Source organism: Flavobacterium flevense (assembly GCF_900142775.1).
Lineage (GTDB): Bacteria > Bacteroidota > Bacteroidia > Flavobacteriales > Flavobacteriaceae > Flavobacterium > Flavobacterium flevense.
On record NZ_FRCC01000001.1, the window covers coordinates 708,827 to 731,044 of the forward strand.

The 22,218-nt window shown below is 33.8% G+C and carries 19 protein-coding genes; 7 read left to right on the forward strand and 12 right to left on the reverse strand.

Annotated features, from left to right (window positions below):
* Positions 1–122 precede the first annotated feature (122 nt).
* From BUB89_RS03125 to BUB89_RS03155, 7 genes are all read right to left on the reverse strand, one after another.
* The gene (locus tag BUB89_RS03125; RefSeq protein ID WP_073241749.1) at positions 123–701 is read right to left on the reverse strand and encodes a TetR/AcrR family transcriptional regulator; all 579 of its coding nucleotides are present in this window, start codon (positions 699–701) and stop codon (positions 123–125) included.
* Positions 702–1,058: 357 nt separating this feature from the next.
* Positions 1,059–1,367, reverse strand: a complete 309-nt coding sequence (locus BUB89_RS03130) for a hypothetical protein (protein ID WP_073241751.1) — start codon at positions 1,365–1,367, stop codon at positions 1,059–1,061.
* A 151-nt stretch (positions 1,368–1,518) separates the two neighbouring features.
* Positions 1,519–2,013 (reverse strand): RDD family protein, encoded by a 495-nt coding sequence (locus tag BUB89_RS03135; RefSeq protein WP_073241753.1) that lies wholly within the window; start codon positions 2,011–2,013, stop codon positions 1,519–1,521.
* A 183-nt stretch (positions 2,014–2,196) separates the two neighbouring features.
* Positions 2,197–2,409 (reverse strand): addiction module protein, encoded by a 213-nt coding sequence (locus BUB89_RS03140; protein WP_073241755.1) that lies wholly within the window; start codon positions 2,407–2,409, stop codon positions 2,197–2,199.
* 161 nt (positions 2,410–2,570) lie between these two features.
* A complete protein-coding gene (locus BUB89_RS03145; RefSeq protein ID WP_073241758.1) occupies positions 2,571–4,967 on the reverse strand; it encodes a ribonucleoside-diphosphate reductase subunit alpha in 2,397 nt (798 codons plus the stop codon).
* Between the two features lie 317 nt (positions 4,968–5,284).
* Positions 5,285–6,274, reverse strand: coding sequence for a ribonucleotide-diphosphate reductase subunit beta (locus tag BUB89_RS03150; protein WP_073241761.1), 990 nt, complete (start codon positions 6,272–6,274; stop codon positions 5,285–5,287).
* 252 nt (positions 6,275–6,526) lie between these two features.
* A complete protein-coding gene (locus BUB89_RS03155; RefSeq protein ID WP_073241763.1) occupies positions 6,527–7,105 on the reverse strand; it encodes a DUF3109 family protein in 579 nt (192 codons plus the stop codon).
* 352 nt (positions 7,106–7,457) lie between these two features.
* Here BUB89_RS03155 and BUB89_RS03160 point away from each other — a divergent pair, with 352 nt between their 5' ends.
* Together BUB89_RS03160 and BUB89_RS03165 are read left to right on the forward strand one after the other, a co-directional pair.
* The gene (locus BUB89_RS03160; RefSeq protein WP_073241765.1) at positions 7,458–7,661 is read left to right on the forward strand and encodes a hypothetical protein; all 204 of its coding nucleotides are present in this window, start codon (positions 7,458–7,460) and stop codon (positions 7,659–7,661) included.
* 8 nt (positions 7,662–7,669) lie between these two features.
* Positions 7,670–8,275, forward strand: a complete 606-nt coding sequence (locus tag BUB89_RS03165; protein WP_073241768.1) for an FAD-dependent oxidoreductase — start codon at positions 7,670–7,672, stop codon at positions 8,273–8,275.
* Between the two features lie 110 nt (positions 8,276–8,385).
* Here BUB89_RS03165 and BUB89_RS03170 read toward each other — a convergent pair whose 3' ends face one another.
* The 4 genes from BUB89_RS03170 to BUB89_RS03185 are packed head-to-tail and all read right to left on the reverse strand — an operon-like array spanning position 8,386 to position 11,296.
* Entirely contained in the window at positions 8,386–8,688 is a 303-nt protein-coding gene (locus BUB89_RS03170) for a hypothetical protein (RefSeq protein WP_073241771.1), read from the reverse strand.
* Between the two features lie 7 nt (positions 8,689–8,695).
* Positions 8,696–10,267 (reverse strand): S41 family peptidase, encoded by a 1,572-nt coding sequence (locus BUB89_RS03175; RefSeq protein ID WP_073241773.1) that lies wholly within the window; start codon positions 10,265–10,267, stop codon positions 8,696–8,698.
* A 1-nt stretch (position 10,268) separates the two neighbouring features.
* The gene (locus BUB89_RS03180; protein ID WP_073241775.1) at positions 10,269–10,700 is read right to left on the reverse strand and encodes a deoxycytidylate deaminase; all 432 of its coding nucleotides are present in this window, start codon (positions 10,698–10,700) and stop codon (positions 10,269–10,271) included.
* A gap of 2 nt (positions 10,701–10,702) precedes the next feature.
* Entirely contained in the window at positions 10,703–11,296 is a 594-nt protein-coding gene (locus tag BUB89_RS03185) for a HupE/UreJ family protein (RefSeq protein ID WP_073241777.1), read from the reverse strand.
* A gap of 185 nt (positions 11,297–11,481) precedes the next feature.
* Here BUB89_RS03185 and BUB89_RS03190 point away from each other — a divergent pair, with 185 nt between their 5' ends.
* Positions 11,482–11,913, forward strand: a complete 432-nt coding sequence (locus BUB89_RS03190; RefSeq protein ID WP_073241779.1) for a fructose 1,6-bisphosphatase — start codon at positions 11,482–11,484, stop codon at positions 11,911–11,913.
* Positions 11,914–11,985: 72 nt separating this feature from the next.
* Here BUB89_RS03190 and fbp read toward each other — a convergent pair whose 3' ends face one another.
* Positions 11,986–12,996, reverse strand: coding sequence for a class 1 fructose-bisphosphatase (gene fbp, locus BUB89_RS03195; protein ID WP_073241781.1), 1,011 nt, complete (start codon positions 12,994–12,996; stop codon positions 11,986–11,988).
* 171 nt (positions 12,997–13,167) lie between these two features.
* On the opposite strand from fbp, the gene BUB89_RS03200 reads away from it, so the two are divergent.
* The 4 genes from BUB89_RS03200 to BUB89_RS03215 all read left to right on the forward strand — a co-directional run.
* Positions 13,168–13,647 (forward strand): GNAT family N-acetyltransferase, encoded by a 480-nt coding sequence (locus BUB89_RS03200; protein ID WP_073241783.1) that lies wholly within the window; start codon positions 13,168–13,170, stop codon positions 13,645–13,647.
* 156 nt (positions 13,648–13,803) lie between these two features.
* Positions 13,804–15,060 (forward strand): aspartate kinase, encoded by a 1,257-nt coding sequence (locus tag BUB89_RS03205; protein WP_073241785.1) that lies wholly within the window; start codon positions 13,804–13,806, stop codon positions 15,058–15,060.
* 191 nt (positions 15,061–15,251) lie between these two features.
* Positions 15,252–16,337, forward strand: a complete 1,086-nt coding sequence (locus BUB89_RS03210; protein WP_073241787.1) for a glycosyltransferase — start codon at positions 15,252–15,254, stop codon at positions 16,335–16,337.
* A gap of 725 nt (positions 16,338–17,062) precedes the next feature.
* Positions 17,063–22,218: beta strand repeat-containing protein (locus tag BUB89_RS03215; RefSeq protein ID WP_394333298.1), on the forward strand; the 5,156-nt coding region annotated here is incomplete at its 3' end.

The window sequence follows — 22,218 nt, forward strand, 5'->3', positions numbered from 1 at the left end:
TGTTGTGTAATTGATTATTCTGAAACAAACGTTTCAGAATCAATGCTGTATTTAAAAATAAGCACTCTTATCCTAATTTTTTTCTGAAATAAACGTTCCAGAATTTAGAAAAAAAAAGGAGATTATTTAAATATATTTTTAATCAGAAACTCTGACATCTTTTTGATTTTAATTGGGTTTCCATGAAGAATATACGACTGTTTCCATCCTGTAAAAGAGGTAGCAATGTATTCTGCCATTAAAGCGGCATCTTCTGAGTCGTCCATTTCGCCATCATCCATTGCTTTTTGGACTACTGTGGCCATAAATTCGATGAACACGTCATTGTTTTTACTCATTTGATTTCGAACCGTACAATCATCCGGAGCAATTTCAAAAATCGTCTTCATTCCCAGGCATCCTTTGTCACAGTCTACAATCCAGTCGGCCTTATCGGTAATAATTTTAATAAGTGCTTCTTTGGCTGAGGTATATTTAGCAACTTTCTCTTTTACTTCTGTCATTGCATTATCAAAATAATTGCTAATGCATTTCATAAATAACTGATGCTTGTCACCAATTGTGTTGTACAAACTGCTTCTGTTGATTTGCATAGCATCCACAAGGTCTTGCATCGAAGTAGCATTATATCCTTTTTCCCAAAAGACATTCATTGCTTTTTCGATTTTTTCAACCTCGTTAAATTCTACACAGCGAGCCATAAGATTTTAATTTCACTTTGCAAAGATATAATTATTTTTGAAACAAGCGTTTCAGAATGTAATTTTTATTTATATAAATTTTAAAGTTGTTAATCCGATAAAACTTTCCGCCCTTAAAAACAGCTACTTTAATTCTCATTACTTGTTAATAAATAACTCGTTGGGTGTAATTAGTTTTTGATAGTAATTTTCGTCAGTTCGAGTAATTTTCGATAGAAAATTGTATCGAGAACAAAAAAAATTATTATCAAAAAACGATTCTAGATACATTTTTCACTCCATTCCATTACGCAAAAAACACTCGAATTGACGTTTTTGATAATTACACCCGACGGGTTCATAAATAATATTAAACATCTAAATATTTAAGCTAAAGCTATTGAGAGATTTCAAAAACTCATTCTTGTTTTCCAAAAGAATTGCCTTATACAAATTGCTTTTATACTTAAAATCCTTTTTAATATTTAAAAGCAAATTCTTTTGCAAGAAATTCATAAAGACACTATTTGCAATAAAAAGACGATTGAATTCTATAAAAAAGGCGACTACAAAAACTTCAATATTGCTTGCCTGTCTGGAATACATAATCATATCATTTGTACATACAGCATAAATTAAACGAATAATAGCTGTACTTATATTTTGTATATACTGAATTGCTTTCATAACTATTTCATTTTAATACTAATACAAATGTAAATTGGAAAAGCCTCAAAACATTTATAAGATTTGTGGATAGTTTTATGAAATTTCTGAATACAAAAAAACAGCTATGAGAACAATAGCTGCTTTAATTTTTTTTTAACTGAACATCCCTCTAAACAACATCAGTAATAAGTTTATTTTGATTTCTTCTGATAATTAGTAATTCTCTTTTCTTAACCACATAGGTTTTTGAAAAAACATCATGCCATCCTCTGGGAACTGTTCCAAAAAAAGAAAACATTTCAAAGGGGATAAAACGACAGCATGTTCGAATAAAAAAACTTTGCTTAGAAGGTTTAGTTCCGTCACTATTTACGACTGTAGTATGTGTTATTAACTTAGCAATAGTGCGGGAAAAATACATTTCAGTAAGACAATAATATAAAAAAGCGATTATTAGCGAATAAAAACCTATTTCGGTTTTACTCATGTTTTTCACCCAATCAGATAAAGCAAAATTATCTATCGCCAAAGCAATTAAAATAATGGTGGTTCCTAAACTAAGAATCAGAATATAAATAAATATTAAATCAACAAACCAATTCAGAAAACGTTGAAATTGGGTTGCCAGCAAGTTATCTGTGATTACAAATTTTTCATTTTCCATACTATTAAATTTAGTGTTAAAAAAAGAAATTCACGACCAATGTCTATCTCAAATATAAGTAATTATTAGCTAAAACAGAAAGAAATAAGGCTTTATGTTTCTCTTATAAAAGAAAAAGTCTATTCGAAAAACACTTTTCAAACAGACTTTTTATTTTTTAAATAGCTCTTTAACGAACAAATTTTATACACTTCGGATGGCTTTCAAGTGATTTTTAACCTCTTCCCAAGTATATAATTCTGTTTTCCCTTCTTCTAAATTTTGTATTCGAATATCCAACTCTCTTTTTACCTCATCAGAAATTTCTAAATCCTTTTTAGAAACACTATCCCACAATTGTTCAGCGAGAACAATTTTTTCAGCATCGCTGTATTTAGACAAATTTTTAATTTCCATAACCAACTGAATTAGTTTTAATTATTACAAATTTAAGCAAATTTAAGTTTAAATAAGAATCATTTTTATCTCCCAATTCAAATGGTAATAATCCTTAAAAAAAAACAGCCATCAAAACGATGACTGTTTAAAAAATATTATGAATTAATAATTAAACTTATTTATGCTCCACACATTTCGCAGTCTTCCGGACCACCAGCCTGTGCCTGCAGGATCATTTTTTTATAATCGTCAATATTAATGGATTCTGTTTTAATTTCTTCATTAGCAACAGGTGTTTCCTCTTTTTTATCATTATTCAACGTAAACTTAATCGCATCTACTGCTGATTTTGTTCTTAAATAATACATTCCTGTTTTCAATCCTGATTGCCAGGCATAGAAATGCATCGAAGTTAATTTAGCATAATTAGCATCCTGCATAAACAAGTTCAATGATTGCGACTGATCAATGAAATAACCTCTTTGACGGGACATATCAATAATATCTTTCATAGACATTTCCCAAACTGTTTTATACAATTCTTTCAGGTCTTGCGGAATCACATCAATGTTTTGAACAGAACCGTTATGACGCATAATTTCCTGTTTCAGACTCTCATTCCACAATCCGCGCTCTACTAAATCATGTAATAAATGCTTGTTCACTACAATAAACTCTCCTGACAACACACGACGTGTGTAAATATTAGAAGTATAAGGTTCGAATGCTTCGTTGTTACCTAAAATTTGAGACGTAGAAGCTGTAGGCATTGGCGCCACTAATAACGAGTTACGAACTCCGTGTTCCATCACTTCTTTTCGCAATGAAGCCCAGTCCCAGCGTCCTGATAAATCCTCATCTTTTAAGCCCCACATATTATGTTGGAATTCTCCCTGAGAAATTGGAGAACCCTCATAAGTTGAATAAGGACCTTCTTCTTTTGCCATTTCCATAGAAGCAGTAACGGCAGCAAAATATAAAGTTTCAAAAATTTCCTGATTTAATTTCTTAGCCTCATCACTTGTAAACGGCATACGCAACATGATAAAAGCATCGGCTAATCCTTGCACTCCTAAACCTACCGGCCTGTGACGAAGGTTTGAATTTTCTGCTTCCTGAACCGGATAGTAGTTTCTGTCAATTACCTTATTCAGGTTTCTCGTTACCCGTTTGGTAACATTATACAAAGCTTCATGGTCAAATTTTCCGTTTTCAACAAACATTGGCAACGAAAGCGAAGCCAGGTTACAAACTGCAATTTCGTCCTTAGAAGTGTACTCCATAATTTCAGTACACAAGTTAGAAGAACGAATAGTTCCCAGATTTTTTTGATTGGATTTACGGTTAACCGAATCTTTATACAACATATATGGCGTTCCGGTCTCGATTTGAGATTCCAGGATTTTCTCCCATAATTCACGTGCTCTGATGGTTTTTCTTCCTTTTCCACGGTTTTCATAATCAATGTACATCGCTTCAAATTCTTCACCGTACACATCATATAAACCAGGACATTCGTTAGGACACATCAAAGTCCAAGACGCATCGTCCTGCACCCGTTTCATGAACAAATCAGAAGTCCACATCGCAAAAAATAAATCTCTTGCACGCATTTCTTCTTTTCCGGTATTCTTTTTCAAATCCAGGAATTCGAAAATATCAGCATGCCAGGTTTCGATATAAATCGCAAAACTACCTTTACGTTTTCCACCACCCTGATCTACATAACGAGCCGTATCGTTAAATACTCTCAACATAGGAACAATCCCGTTTGAAGTTCCGTTAGTACCACGAATATAAGACCCTGTAGCACGAACATTATGAATAGAAAGTCCGATTCCACCTGCTGATTGCGAAATTTTAGCCGTTTGTTTCAAAGTATCATAAATCCCGTCAATACTGTCATCCTGCATTGCCAAAAGGAAGCAAGAAGACATTTGAGGTTTTGGTGTACCTGCATTAAATAATGTTGGAGTTGCATGCGTAAAGAACTTTTTAGACATTAAGTCGTAAGTTTCTAAAACAGCTGTTAAGTCATCTAAATGAATCCCTACAGCTACACGCATTAACATATGTTGTGGTCTCTCAACAATTTTACCGTTTATTTTTAACAAATAAGAACGCTCTAAAGTTTTGAAACCAAAATAATCATAATTAAAATCTCTGGTATAAATAATATGAGAATCTAAGAAAGCTGCATTTTCCTGAATTACTTTAAATACTTCATCTGAAATCAATGGAGCTTCCTGACCATTTCTTGGATTTACATAGTGATACATTTCGGTCATTGTTTCCGAAAATGATTTTTTGGTATTCGAATGCAAATTCGAAATTGCAATTCTCGCTGCTAACTGTGCATAATCCGGATGCGCAATAGTCATCGAAGCCGCAGTCTCGGCAGCTAAATTATCTAACTCTGACGTAGAAACTCCATCATACAATCCTTCAATCACGCGCATTGCCACTTTTACGGCATCCACTAAATCATTTAAACCATAGCAAAGTTTTTTAATTCTTTCTGTGATTTTGTCGAACATTACTGGCTCTTTGTGGCCGTCTCTTTTTACTACGTACATAGGTTTTGGGCTTTTGTAAAACAGAAAATCCCTTCTCTGCCTTAGGTTATTTGTAATCTTTTTTTTGGAGCTGTTTCCAGCTATCCGCTTCAATCTTTTTATCCCGAAAAAAATCGGGATAAAAAGGATTTTCGCTACTATCTGGGCTAGAACCCACACATAGGAATATTATTATTTAAAAGTTCAGCAGTAAACTAATAAACAGCCCACAGATGATACAGATTGAACTGATAAAAAACGGTTTTTTTTATAGTCCTGCACTCCTCAACCTGTGATAATCCATTAAATTAGTTAGCTGCATGCCTTTTATTGGAATATTAAAAATCAGCGTCGAATGAAATTTTCTGAGCATCAGTATCATTATTTGTTCCACTGTTTAAAACACCTGATTTTTGATATTCAGAAACTTTTTTCTCAAAGAAATTTGTTTTCCCCTGAAGCGAAATCATATCCATAAAATCAAATGGATTTGCAGTGTTGTACACTCTTTCGCAACCTAATTCTACTAACAATCTATCGGTAACAAATTCTAAATACTGTGTCATTAAACCGGCATTCATACCTATTAAACTTACAGGAAGTGATTCGGTAATAAACTCTCTTTCAATATTTAAAGCATCTACAATAATCTCTTTGATTCTTTCTTTAGACACTTTATTAATTAAGTGATGATTGTGTAAATGCACAGCAAAATCACAGTGAACGCCTTCGTCACGGGAAATCAATTCGTTAGAAAAAGTCAGTCCCGGCATCAAACCACGTTTTTTTAACCAGTAAATCGAACAAAAAGCACCTGAAAAGAAAATTCCTTCTACCGCAGCAAAAGCAATCAGTCTTTCTGCAAATGAATCAGATTCAATCCATTTTAAAGCCCAGTCCGCTTTTTTTCTGATAGCAGGAAAAACATCTAAGGCATTAAACAATTCGTCTTTTTCAGTTTCGTCTTTTACATAGGTATCAATCAAAAGAGAATAGGTTTCACTATGGATATTTTCCATCATGATCTGGAAACCATAGAAAAATTTAGCTTCAGCATACTGCACTTCATTTACAAAATTCTCCGCTAAATTTTCATTTACAATTCCGTCAGAAGCCGCAAAAAAAGCTAAAATATGTTTAACAAAATACTTCTCATCTGAATTCAGCTTATTGTTCCAATCATGTAAGTCCTGAGACAAATCAATTTCTTCGGCAGTCCAGAAACTTGCTTCCATTTTTTTATACCATTCCCATATATCATGGTGCTTAATGGGAAATATTACGAAACGATTTTTATTCTCTTGTAAAATGGGTTCAATTTGCGACATTCTTATTGTAATTTTTAATGAGAGTTAAAGATATTTTTTGCTTTTTGAAGCTTTACAAAGATTGTGAAATATTGCGAAAATTAAAAGCCAAACTTATTCACAATACCATCTAGTTTTTAACAAAGTTAAAAAAGAAAGCCGCTTCATACAAAAACAACAACTTACTAAATATCAATTAATTAAAAATCCGAAAACGTTGTAAAAGACCGTAAAATATAGGATTTAAACAATACAAAACAAGAAAAAAAAGCTTTATTTTGACTTTGTTTTTTCCCATTCCCGAGCCACTGTCTCCAACTCTGCATACCAGTCTTCACCAAATCTCCTGATCAGCGCTTCTTTTACAAATTTATACACAGGAACTTCTAATTCCTGACCTAAAGAACAGGCAGCATCACAAATATCCCATTTATCATAATTCACCGCAGCAAACTCCGTAAAATCTTTTACCCTCACAGGATACAAATGGCAGGAAACCGGTTTTTTCCAGTCAACAATCCCTTGATTATAGGCCTGCTCGATACCACAAAGTGCTGTTTTACCATCAAAAATTACGTAGGCACAATCTTTATTATCAATTAACGGTGTTTCCAGATCACCATCAGTCCCTTTTATCCAGGTGCCCTGAGCTTCAATTGCAGCAATTCCTTCTTTTCTCAAAAAAGGCTTTACTTTAGGATAAATTTCTTCCAGAATTTTAGTTTCTTCTTCATTTAATGGCGCACCTGCGTCACCATCCACACAACAACCACCATGACAAGCGGATAGATTACAAACAAAATTTTTCTCTAAAATATCCTCTGAGACTATGGTTTTCCCTAATTGAAACATGACTTGCGTTACTATAATTTATAAAATGCAAAGATAATCAATCTATACCTTACAGTAGTCAACAAACCGCTTTTTATACCTTTACTAACCAAAGTTGAGACTATTTAAAATCAGAAAAAACAAGCCTCTTTTTCAATAAATAAAAACTACAAAATTCAGATTAATCATCTAAAAATCATCAATCTACAGTTAAAATTCAACTGGTTGCTGTTAAATTATAAGCTTGTAATGTTAAAGCGTTGTTGCTCTAAACTATTTTTTTATAATTTTACCCCATAATTTAGCCTGTAGTAACAATTTGAATTTCAACAAATATCGGGTTCGGTTTTAACTACATGCAAAAAAAAATATCATGAAAATCTTTACTAACATCTTAGTGATTCTGGCAGCGGCTCTTGTTATTTTTAACATCACTCAATTAGATTTTAAAAACCTTTTTAAAGAAGATAATGCAGTGGCTTTCATAGGAATAGCAGCTTCTTGTTGTGCTATCCTGATTCTGTTAATTTTTAGAATGTCTAAAAAGATAGAAGACAAAATGAATGACAAACTATAAATCATCCTATGTTTGATGCATTAATAATTGGTGGTGGTGTCTCAGGAATGTCATGCGCTTTAGTCCTTGGCTCAGCCCAAAATAAAAGCTTTGTGACCGGAAAAAAAATCGGCATCTTCGCACATCAGAAATCATCTTCTTTACAAGACGCTTTATTCAATAATGCTTACGGAATTCCGCCCGGAAAATTAGGCTCAGAACTCCTTAGCGAAAGCATCGAACACTTAAGCAAAAGCTATCCACACATTACTCAAATTCAAAACGAAAAAGTAATTAGAATCGAAGGAGAAGCACCTGATTTTACCGTTTTTACCAATAAAAGCAGTTATAAAACAAAAATAATTGTAGTGGGAATTGGTTCTGCCAATACCTTTGCCATTGAAGGATTAACGCAATATGTTATTCCGCATCAAAAAGCACTTCCTGAAAAACAAAGAATACAGTTAAAAAACGAGGATCACAAGGTCGCCGAAGGCATTTATGTCACCGGAACCTTAGCCGGATGGAGAAGTCAACTCGCTATTGCTGCCGGAAGTGGCGCTGCCGTTGCTACTGATATTCTTACTTTATGGAACAATGGCACTGAAACTCACGCTCACGACAGTATTCGATAAATTTACTTACCAGATTAAAAAAAAATAACCATTAAGAAATTAAGTTTATTAAGCATTACAGCTAAATTTTCTTAATTTCTTAATGGTTCAAAATCTTATAGTTTTCCTGATTATTTAACCAAAACAATATCGGTAACTTTGAGATGTTTTTCTGTTTCTGTTTTCCAAAATTCTCCTTTCAGAATCACTTTTTCCCCTGTTTGAAATACCCTATATTCCTGAGCATCAGCAAGATTAATTCTACTAACAGTTGCCAGATAAACCTGATTGTCATCAGTTATAACTGTAGCCGTATAACCATCTTTACCGTACGCTATAGACTCCACATTCCCGCTAAGTTGATTTTTATCTTTTACCGAAGCACAAGACACAATCAGGCTCACTAAAAGTATAAAACTTAAAAACTTTTTCATATCGTTATTATTTATTTAAAACAATTTTAATCATCTTATCGTGTTTTAAAACAACATCATAATAAGCCTGATTTCCATATAATTGCCTTGCAAATTCAGCATTTATATAACGTTTTACAACTGATTTACTTTTCCCTAACTGAATTCCGGGTACATGCTTAGAAATGAATTTTTCGAATACATTAAAATATTCATCAGTAGCATTCATTTTTTTTAAGAATTGCTCAAACGAAAGCCCTTTGAAATCATTTCTTTTTTTATCCAATTGTTCAAAAACAAAATTACCCACAATTCCCGATTCCATTAAATAGACCGCTGCTTCATCGGCATTTTCAAATTCGATCGGAACAAAAACATCCGGAACAATTCCGCCACCGCCATATACAATTTTGCCTTTTGGCGTTTTAAACTTTAAACTATCAGCTACTTTTATACTGTCTTTATCATACAATTCGCCATTTTTAAAACGCAATTCCGATTCTTTAAAATACTGCTCAGTTCCTTTAAAATAAGGCTTTTGAATAGATCTTCCTGTAGGCGTGTAATAACGGGCTACGGTCAATCGCACGGCAGAACCATCGGCAAAATCCATTTCGCGCTGCACTAATCCTTTACCAAAAGAGCGTCTGCCCACAATAGTTCCCCGGTCATTATCCTGAACGGCTCCTGCCAGAATTTCACTTGCTGATGCCGAGTTTTCATTGATCAGAACAACTAATTTTCCTTTTTCGAAATCTCCTTTTTTGGTCGCATAGGTTTTCTCAATTCTTCCGTTTTTATTTTTGGTAAAAACAATCAACTGCTTATCTGACAATAATTCGTCAGCAATAGCAATAGCTTCTTCCATATAACCGCCGCCATTATCACGGAGATCAATTATCAGCGAATGAGCACCTTGCTTTTTTAAGCGAACCAAATTAGATTTAAACTCTTCATAAGTAGTTTCGGCAAAACGATTGATTTTAATATATGCCGTTGCCGAATTGAGCATGAGTCCTGCATCGACACTTTTTAACGGAATTACTCCGCGTTTTAGTTTAAATTCTATTTTTTTCTTTTCTGATTTTCTGTAAACAGTGAGCTTAACCTGAGAACCTTCTTCCCCTTTAAGTCGGGCAGACAAACTATCATTGGGCAGTTTTCGCCCAAATAATTTGATACCATCGGCATACAAAATACGGTCGCCGGCTTTGATTCCTGCTTTTGCCGAAGGGCCATTTTCTAAAGGCTGAATAACAGCCACGGTGTCTTTATAAATATAAAAACGAACTCCTATACCCACAAAATCGCCTTTCATATTCTCCGCTGCTACGACTTGCTCAGAAGGAGGAATATAAATCGAATGCGGATCTAATTGCGACAAAATATTATCTACGGTTTTATTGACAATAGAATCGGTATTGAGTTCATCAACATATTCATTATCAATAAAATCAATTAATTTATTGAGTTTTGCCTTTGAATTATTCGTTACTAAGAATTGATTCTGGCTTGAAAAATTCAAAAATCCGCCAATAAATATTCCTATCGAAAGAATAATAGCAATATAAACGGGTATATATTTAAGATTTATTTTCACTTTAATCCTCCAATTCCGGAATATGATCCACTATTACACCTGCTTTTTTTAGAAATTGAATTCCGGAGTCATCACGGTAACCGTTTTGATACACCACTCTTTTAATCCCGGACTGATGGATTAATTTACTGCATTCCTTGCAAGGAGAAAGCGTGATATAAAGCGTTGCTCCTTCACAGGACTGAGTCGATCGGGCCACTTTAAGAATGGCATTAGCTTCAGCATGTAAAACATCCCATCTGGTCAAACCCTCGTCATCTTCACAGCAGTTATCAAAACCTGACGGTGTGCCATTATAACCGTCTGAAATTATCATTCTGTCTTTTACGATAATGGCTCCTACTTGTTTGCGTTTGCAATAAGATAAAAGTCCCCATTCCTTAGCAATACGTAAATAAGCCTTATCGTATTTATTTAATTTTTTTTGATCCATAATTATCTTAACCAAATTTCATTACCAATAATCATTGGCAAAACTACTCCAATAATAAATGCTGACATAACTAAAGTCCAATCTCTTTTAGAAAATCTAAAAACAGTTTGCACAAGATACGCAATAATTAAAAAAACTAAGATAACTACTAATTGTCCTGCTTCAATACCCAATGCAAATTCTAATATGGGCAACAATTTAGAAGTTACTGTTCCGTGATGTATGGATTTAAAATAGTTAGAAAAGCCTAAACCATGAATAATTCCGAAGAAAAGTGTAATAAAAAAAATCAGATTAATACTTTCTTTTTTTCCGGATTTCCCAGCGGTAAAAAGATGAAATAATGCCACTATCAAAATTGTAATGGGAATCAATAACTCTACAACGGCTACTTTTACTGCTATAATTCCGTAAACAGACAATAATAAAGCCACCGTATGACCAATGGTAAATGTGGTGACTAACAGTAAAATTCGTTTCCAGTCCTTAAAAGAAAGTGGTATTGCCAGAGCAATTAAAAACAAAATATGATCGTAGGAATAGATATTTAAAATATGTTTTAATCCTAACTGAAAGTAGATTAAAAATTGGGACATCATAGCACTAATTAATTGATAAAGGGTTTGTAAACTTACGATTAATTTTGAAACTCCTCAATCCAATCCGGCAATTCATTCGAATAAATTTATTATAAATAAAATTTCTCCTTAAATTAAGTTTAAAAGAAAATTAATAATTTAAAAATTGAATTATATTTGCCCAATAAAAAAACACAATAATTATGTCATTTTCAGATTTATTTGATAGCGAATTTAAACAAAGAAATAAGGGACATTTCTCTGCAATTGTTCGTGTTGCTCTAGCTGATGGTATTGTATCTGCTGAAGAAAAAAACTTCTTAGACAAACTAGCTACAAAACTTGAAATTGCCCCTTCAGAGTACGAGGAAATTTTAGAGAACCCAAGCATCCACCCGATTAACCCTCCTTACTTATATTCTCAAAGACTGGAGCGTTTATACGACTTAGCCAGAATGGTACATGTTGATCATCAGTTAGGAGATAAACAGGAAGTGGTTTTAAAGAAAATTGCCGTTGGTTTAGGGTTCACGCCAAGTAACGTAAATTATATTATTGCAAAAGCAATGTCGCTGGTTGACAAAAAAGTTGATTTTGACACTTTCGCTTACGAAATGCAAAACATGCACAAGTAATTTTTACTTTTTACATATAAAAAAAGCTCTTGAAGTCAATATCAAGAGCTTTTTTTATATGTAAACTTGTTATTATTTACTTGCTTTAAGCATAAATTCTTCTGCTTTAGCTACCATGTTATAGCTTCCGCAAAAGAAAGGTACCCGTTCATGCAATTCTTTTGGTTTAATTTCCATAATTCTTCCAAAACCATCTGACGCTTTACCTCCGGCCTGTTCCGCAATAAATGCCATAGGATTACATTCATATAACAGTCTTAATTTGCCTTTTGGAGCTTTAGAACTCGTTGGATAAATATAGATTCCTCCTTTGATCATATTTCTATGAATATCCGAGACTAAACTACCAATATATCTTGATGTATAAGGTCTGTCTCCTTCTTCAGACTGACAATATTTAATGTAATCTTTTACACCTTGAGGAAACTGAATATAATTCCCTTCGTTGATAGAATAAATATTTCCGTCTTTAGAAAATTTCATATCAGGATGCGACAGGTAAAAAGTACCAATTGCCGGGTTTAGCGTAAAACCGTTTACTCCGTGTCCTGTTGTATATACTAACATGGTTGATGTTCCGTAAATTACATATCCGGCAGCTACCTGCATGGTTCCCGGTTGTAAAAAATCTTCCAGTGTAACGGGTGTTCCTACCGGGGTAATTCTTCTGTACACAGAAAAAACAGTACCTACCGAAACATTTACATCAATATTTGAAGAACCATCTAAAGGATCCATCAATACAACATATTTATTTTTATGGCCTTTATCTTTTCCTTCTACCGTAATAAATTCATCATTTTCTTCGGAGGCAATTCCACAAACAATTTCCCGGTTCTTTAATGTTTGTATAAAAATCTCATTAGCATACACATCTAATTTTTGCTGATCTTCTCCCTGAATATTCGTTTCGCCGGCAGCTCCTGTAATATCTACCAGTCCGGCTTTGTTCACTTTATAACTGACTACTTTTGCTGCTAAACGGATTGAATTGATTATTCGGGATAATTCACCTGACGAATATTGAAATGCTTTTTGGTTTTCAATAATAAATTCTCCTAAGGTTTTACTGCTTTCTTCCATTACGAAATCGATATAATTTGAATTTGAAGTAACAAATATCGTTTATTTTGTGATAATGACTCAATAAAACTTACTAAGTTTGTCAGTATTGTATATTTGCTAACAATTAATTGCTTAATAGAATTTAAGAAAGTCATATTGTTAAATTTTAAACCCTAATAATACGAATTTATGAATATTAGAGTAGGTAAGAAAGAAGATATGGCAGCCGTTCTGAAACTAATTCAGGAATTAGCCGAATTTGAAAAGGAGCCTGATGCAGTATTGGTTACTGAAGAAGATTTGATTCGGGACGGTTTTGGAAAACAGCCTTTATTTCATGTTTTTGTTGCCGAAATCAATTTGGAAATTGTAGGGATTGCATTTTACTATTATCGCTATTCTACCTGGAAAGGAAAAATTATCCATCTTGAAGATTTAGTGGTTAAAAATGAGATGAGAGGCAAAGGAGTGGGTTACGCCTTATATTCGGAAATTATCAGACAGGCACAAAAAGATCAGGTAAAAAGAATTGACTGGAATGTGCTGGACTGGAATACCCCGGCAATTGATTTTTATGAAAAAACAGGAGCAAAAGTATTGAAAGAATGGCATGTTGCTCAAATGGATGAATCAGGAATTGACGATTTCATTAAAAACAAACTGAAATAAAATCCTCTCCAAAAGCACAGGTTAGGTACAACTGGAAACACAAGGGTTTCTTAAATTAGAAAAAAACAAAAATTAGAAAATAATAAATATAACAAATAACGGCTTTAAAATTTTCAGCGATAAATCTGGAAATGAAGTCTGAAATCTTAATTTAAAATGAAAGTATTTAAATTTGGTGGAGCATCAGTAAAAGATGCTGCGGGAATAAAAAACGTGTATGACGTTTTGCAAAAAGCGGGTTATCAGGATGTATTATTAGTCGTTTCGGCGATGGGAAAAACGACCAATGCTTTAGAATTAGTAATTAAAAACTATTTTGAAAAATCGGCTGAACTGAATGCATCGGTACAAGAGATTAAAAAATACCACAATCAAATTTTATTAGATTTATTCGAAGATGAAAATCATGCGGTATTTGCTGCAGTAAACGAACACTTTTCAGATTTAGAATATTTCTTAGCACATAATAAATCTCCTAATTACAACTTTGTTTACGATCAGATTGTAAGCATGGGAGAAATTATTTCAACGACTATTCTGAGCTATTACATGAATTTCATGGGAATTGAAACCCAATGGATTGATGTGCGTAATTTTATTAAAACCAATAATAATTACCGTGATGCCGAAGTAGACTGGGAATTAACTCAAAAAAATATTGCTACAAATATTAAAACCAAAAGTTTAAACATCACGCAGGGGTTCTTAGGTTCTGACGAAAATAATTTCACCACTACCTTAGGACGTGAAGGTTCAGATTATACTGCCGCAATTTTTGCATATTGCTTAAATGCCGAAAGTGTAACCATCTGGAAAGATGTTCCCGGTGTAATGAATGCAGATCCAAGGTATTTTGAAAATGCAAGTTTGCTAAACCAGATTTCGTATCGTGAAGCCATTGAATTAGCATTTTACGGAGCAACGGTAATTCACCCAAAAACATTACAGCCTTTACAGAAAAAGGAAATTCCTTTGCATGTAAAATCTTTTATCAATCCATTATTAAAAGGAACTGTGGTGAGCAAAGGATCAACTCTGGAGCCATTCATGCCTTGTTTTATTGTAAAAAGAGAACAATTACTGATTTCCCTTTCTTCAATTGATTTTTCATTTATAATGGAAGAAAACATCAGTGAGATTTTCAGATTGTTCCATGAGTTTAAAATTAAGGTTAACCTGATTCAAAACTCTGCTATTAGTTTCTCTGTTTGTGTCGAAGATAAATTTGGTAACTTCAAAGATTTACTTGCTATTTTATCTAAAACATTCAAAGTAGGTTATAACGAAAATGTTACCTTATATACTATCAGACATTTTAACGATGCTGCTGCCCAAACCGTGAGTGAAGGCAAAACGGTATTACTAAAACAATTAGGTACAGAAACGATGCAAATTGTAACTAAAGAAAATTAAGTTTTAAAACCCATATTTTGCAAAAAGACACTGTTGTTCCACTTTATACAACAGTGTCTTTTTTATTTCAAAAAAATACATTTATCAATTCATTATTCGATTAGGAAATAATAACTTAATAGTTTGATAATTCATAAGAAAGTCTACAGCAACTTTGTTTACTTATTTTTATCATTAAAATAGACAAAGCAATGAATTTAAATACGCCAAGTAAAACAATTTTAGTCGCACCATTAAACTGGGGTCTGGGTCATGCCACTCGTTGCATACCTATTATTAAAGCCTTACAAGATAATAATCACATTCCTGTTATTGCTTCTGACGGAATTGCTTTGGACTTACTAAAAAAAGAATTTCCGTATTTAAAATTCCTAGAATTACCTTCCTACCAAATAGAATATGCTAAAAACGGCAAATACTTTAAATGGAAACTGCTTAAAAATTGTCCTAAAATGATTGAAGCCATTTTAGAAGAAAAAAGACTGGTTAAAAAATGGATTAAAAAGCATGATATTGATGGTATTATTTCAGATAACCGACTGGGCGTTTACAGTAAAAAAGTGCCTTCGGTATTTATCACACATCAATTAAATGTAATGACCGGAAACACTACCTGGATAACAAGTTTATTGCATCAGAATATTATAAAAAAATATACCGAATGCTGGATTCCTGATGTGGCAGAAAACCCAAATCTGGCTGGTGAATTAAGTCATTTGAAAAATCCGGATTTAAACATCAAATATATAGGACCATTGAGCAGAATGCATCCTAAGGAAGTAGCTAAAAAATACGATTTGATGATTATTCTCTCCGGACCGGAACCACAAAGAGGTTTATTAGAAGAAAAATTAAAAAAAGAGATTCCCCTTTATAAAGGAAACATCCTTTTTGTAAAAGGCATCATAGAAAAAGAACAGAAGAAAGAACAAACAGAAAATGTGACTTTTTATAATTTTATGCATAGCCGTCAACTGGATCAGGCATTCAATGAAAGTCAGCTTATTGTTTGCCGTTCCGGATATACATCAATCATGGATTTATCAAAGCTAAACAAAAAAGCTTTTTTCATTCCTACTCCCGGACAATATGAACAAGAATACCTGGCCAGAAAATTCAAAAAAGAAGGACTTGTTCCTTATATAGAACAAGAGTTGTTTTCTATTAAAAATTTAGAGGAGATTAATAACTATAAAGGACTTACTGAAATAAAGTCTGATTTGAACTGGCCGGAAATTTTTAATGTGTTTTTAAACAAACACTCCTCCACCAAATAAATGGTTTATTAAACATTCGCAATATAAAGACCATCCTAAAATAAATTGATTTATTGGCCAACAACAATAATAAACTTCCTTCTTATATTAACTGAAGACCCTTCTTCTGTACCTTCAATTCCTTTAGCACATTTATGGAGTAGTTATGATGCTCCTGTTTTTTTAACTAAAGGAGCTCTCCTTTTAATGACTTTACATTATATGTAGCAATTTCTAATAAATATAAAATTGTTGTCACTGCATTAATAATTTACAACTGCTCTATAATTAGTAAATCTCTATACTAGTTATAGCACCTCCTAAAAATTGTTTACGGAACACTCCGTGTATTGACCTTCTTTAATCTTTTACGAATCTCCGTCATTATTTAAAAGGTATCGTATACAGATGCTTTTTAAAAACTCAGTTCTTCACCAAAACAAAATCATCTTTAAGTTATAAAACCTAAACCATAACATAAGGAGTTCTAACGATTTCAAGTGATTCCTATTTTGAACAGGAAATATTGTACACAAAGAAAACAACATTAAAAAAAGCCTCTTTGTTTTTTGTAGAAATAGTTCTACACGTAACGGGTATATATTCCACAACACCCGAATGCAATTAACCACAAACTATAACGAAACTCTAACATACTTTTGATGAATGATTTTCTGGAGTTTAATAAGGGCTTCATTTTAAAACCATTAGTACTAAGGTACTAAGTAAAATTTAAAGATTTGAGTATGAAGTATAAAACTACTATTACCGAAATTAGTGAAAGAGATTTGATTGGAAATTTACGTCTTAAACTAATAATAACTTTCTTATTATTATCCAGTCTAACTGGTTTTTCACAATGTACAGACAACACCGTAAGACCTGGAGATGGATTTACCCTTCAAGGTTGGAATCCTACTTGTAACGGAGGAACTGATGGATTTATCAACATTGCTGGTATAACAAGTTCGAGCGGGACAAGTCCAAATGCCAACAGAAGTTATTCAGCAAGAATATTGACAGCTGTTGGAGGCGGCTTACATCCGAGTTATCCAACACCATTTCCAATTCCAGCTGGAAGTACTTTTCAAATACCGAATTTACCTCTAGGCACTTATGTGGTTGACATTATTGATCAATGTGGTAATACGAGTGCTGATAAAACAGTTACTTTAGGGCAACCAGCTTTGCCTGAGTTTAAACACATTGGTTCAACAATTGTTAATAGAGTAACTAGAAATGGGGTTTGTGGTGACACTTATATCATTGATACCAGATTTGGAAGAAATGCTACTGGACAAATTCTTAATTTTTATTTCACCAACAGTCTAGGGGCAACTTTTACTCCTGTTAATAATACATTGGCAACAGTAAGAACTTTTGACACTTTTTATTATGAAGATAATAGACTTTTTGAAGTTCCATTTGCTTTTTTTGCAGGAGGACCAATCACTATTCATATTGCAAGCGATTTTTGTGGCAGACCAGAATCAACTTTTGTGATTCCTTTTCCACCTACTGTTCCTACTGTCACTACAGCAGGAATATTAAGTTATACGGTTCAATCAACTGTAAATCCATGTATTCAAGGCTATGCTATAAATAGAACATTAAGATATGGAACCGCTCCTTACACAGCAACCATTATTGATACTAATAATCCAACTGCAACAGCTTTAGATATTGACGGAAATCCGTTGACTTTTAATTATCCGGCTGACCAGCTTTGGCAGAATCCATTTACTACTTTTACAGGTCTTCAATATGATGTGCCTTATTTAATAACTTATATTGATGCGTGCGGATTAACGATTTCTGAAACTATTAATATTCCAACTCCTGCCAACGCAACAGCTTCACAAAGTGTATGCCCGGGGACAGGATCTTTTTCTCCTTTTATTGATGATGTGGGTATGATTTTTATTAATCTGCCAGCAAATCAATTAAAAACATATCCTTTAACTTTTACAATTAATAGCGGACCAGTAAACTGGGTTTCTACTTTGGGAGAAACAACAGTGACTGCACCATTAACGTATCCCCAAGTATATACTTTTAATAGTCTTCCTGCAAACGGATTGCATTTAGGATCCAACATAAATATTTTAGATCCACTATCCGATAGTGGTACAGTTAGACCAAAGCAGTTTGGTGCTGGAACCTATAATATTACTTACACAGATGCTTGTGGTAGAACAAATACCTTTAACGCAACAATTGCTGGACCAGGAGCAAGTTGTCTTTCAAACAGTACAACTAATGTTGTGATTTCTCGTTGTGCGTACACAAATGGTAATGCTGATATTACTCATACTATTTCTCCATCTGATAGAGATACAAGATCTTTATATCGAATTAATGCCGATGGTTCAGAAACTTTAATTAGTACACTTACTGTATACAATCCAAACCCACTTAAATTTACAAACGTACCTGTAGGAACCTATAAAATTCGTTTTGGTGGAGTAACAACAGCAGGAAAAATTAATTATCCGGGTATTGGTGGTGTTGATGGAATTCCAAGGATTGCAGGGACAAATTATATTTATGAGGAAACAGTAATTATTAGTCCTCTTGAAGAATTGTCTTTTGCTAGTTTGGCAGCATGTAGTGGTACAGTAACAGGTGTTGGTGTAGGAGGTCAAGCTCCTTATCAATATACTTTATTAAATGAAGCAGGTACAACTATCGTTCAAGGAAAACAAGTAAGCGGAACTTTTAATGGTTTGGTGATAGGAACAACTTATACAATGCAGGTAGTTGATCAATGTGGAAGAACATTCAACCAAAAAATTGTTATTAATAATTTAACCACACCAACTATTTCAACAGTAGTACAAGCTACTTGTGCTTCCGCAAACAATAGTATCACATTAACAAATCTTCCATCAGGCACCTGGACATTAACAGATAGCTATAATGGTACGGTAACAAATGGTACTGGAACAAGTTATACATTTAACAATCTCCCGGCAGGTAGTCACACCTTTACATTATCTAATGCTTTAGGATGTACTGCACCAGCAACATCAACGGTTACAATAGTATCATTTTTACTTTCAGGAATCGATACAGACAATGATGGTCTGGATAATAATTGCGATTTAGATGATGACAATGATGGAATTACAGATATTATTGAGTGCGGTTATTGTACATCATCGTCAAATTTATTTGAAAATGGAAGTTTTGAGCTTCCTCTAGGTTTAAGTTTTCCAACTGGTCCTACAGCTGGTACATATTGGAACAGAACAGTAAATCAGTCCACTGTTCCGGGATGGCAAACTACAGCTACAGATGGAATGATAGAGTTTTGGCGTTCAAACACAGCTTTTGCACCCTATTATTTAGCAAATGAAGGAACACAAATGGTAGAACTTAATGCCAATGAAATTTCAACATTATACCAAACATTTTGTGTACCATCAGGTGGCGGTGTTTTAACCTGGTCAGTTAAGCATAGAGGCAGAGGAGACGATGGGGGTACTAATACTACAACACCAGATGTAGCTGAAGTTAGAATAGGTACAAGTTTAACTGACTATACCGTTTTAGCAGTAATGAGCGATACCAATCAGGCTTGGGGTTCTTATTCAGGTACTATTTCAATTCCTTCAGGTAACCCAGGAACTTATTTTATTATGTTTTCATCTGTGAGTGCTGCAGGTGGTGATAAAACAATTGGTAATTTATTGGATAATGTACAAATTACTTATACGCAAAATTGCCCAGACACTGATGGTGACGGATTAATTAACTCGTTAGATTTAGATTCAGATAACGATACTTGTAGTGATTCAAATGAATACTACAACTCATCAACTGCAGATGGAAACGATGGTGGTGTTTATGGTACAGGTACACCTACAGTTGATGCTAATGGTCAGGTTACTACGGCATCATATACAGGAACTTACACTAATGCAATTACTGCAACTAAGCTAAATATAACAAGCCAACCTTCGAATGTTAGTGCTACTATTGGAAATACTGTTACTTTCACAACAGGAGCTACCGGAGTAAATACTACAACATTTAGTAGTGGAACTCCAAATTATACCATTCCACCTGCCATTAATACAAACGCTGGTTTAGTTTATCAATGGCAAATAAGTACAGATAATGGCACTACTTGGTCAAACATTTCAAATGGAGGTCAATTTAGTAACGTAACTACAGCTATTTTAACTGTAAGTAATGTTGTTATTGGTCAAAACGGGAATTTATTCAGAGCACTAATCACTCATAATAACAGTATTTGTCCAATAAATTCCAATTCAGCACAACTAACCGTAACTGATCCTTGTTTAATTTCTGCTACAAATCCAGATACAGATAGTGATGGAATTAGTAATTATTGTGATAATGACGATGATAATGATGGGGTTTTAGATGCTTCCGAATGTAACAACACTTACAATGACTTCGTAACTGCATTCGGCAGTGGAGAAGCGATAGCTATTCTTCCCTCACATTTCGGTTTGGCCTTAAATCAAAAAAATCAAAATGTAACAAGAGATTTAAGTAATTTATATGGCTATCCTGCTAATTCTGGGGCAGTTATTATTTCAATTACCAATGCTTCGGTTCACCCAACAACAGATGCTTGGTGGACTAAAAGCGGAGAAACTCCATCGGTATGGAATATTACTGGCTCTATGAGTGCGTTTATTGCTATGTCACACGATACACAATATTATGCAAATGATAGTAAAACAATACATATTTATGATGGAGCACCAGTAACTCCAGTTACCGCTACAGGAATGGTAAACCAAGTTCCGGTAGCTGGACAATGGAGTACTTTAGAGAGTTCAAATCAAAAAACATTAAATAATCTTAATACAATTTCCTCTACTAATGAGTTTGGAAATTGGAGATTTGTAAATACAAACTTCGGTTCAAAATCGTTTGGTTTTTCAACAACAGTTAGTTTGGCAAACCCAACTTATGCGGTTAACATGTATTTGGAATGTGATATTGACATGGATGGTATTCCAAATCGTGTTGATTTGGATTCAGATAACGATACTTGTTCAGATGCTAACGAATATTATAATTCTGCCAGTGCAGACGGAAATGACAATGGCGTTTATGGAGAAGGCACACCTACAGTTGATGCAAATGGTCAGGTTACTACGGCATCATATACAGGAACTTATACTAATGCAACTACTGCAACTCAGCTAAATATTGCTACACAGCCTATAAATGTAACTCAAGAAGTTAGTCTTAATGCAGTCTTTACTCTTGATGCTGATGCAATCAGCACAACTACTTTTGCAACTGGAACTCCTAATTATAGCATTCCGCCAGCAACAAATGTGGATGCAGGCTTAACTTATCAATGGCAGGAAAGCACAGATGGAGGAAACACATGGGCTAACATTTCAAATGGAGGTCAGTACAATGGTGCAACGACTAATACATTAACAGTTAGTAATATCACATTAGATCAAGATGAAAATCAATATCAGGTTATAGTTAGCCATTCTACTAATATTTGTCCGATTATTTCAAATGCAGCTACTCTTAACATAACCACTTCTCCAAAGATACAAGTTACTAAAGACGGTAGCTTAGCTCTGGGTGCGGATAATGTAGCTTCTGTGAATGATGTAATCACTTATTCATTCGTGGTGACTAATACCGGAAACGTAACTTTAACCAATGTAAATATTGATGATGCCTTATTAGGTTTGAATGATATCGTGGTGACTCCAAGTACGTTGACTCCGGGGCAGACAGGAACAGCTTCTGTGACTTACATTATTACACAAGCAGATATTGATGCCGGACAGGTAGATAACTTAGCTGTTGTAACTGGAACTCCGCCAAGCGGACCAAATGTTACCGACCAATCAACTGATCCAACACTATGTCCAACCTGTACTCCTGTTGA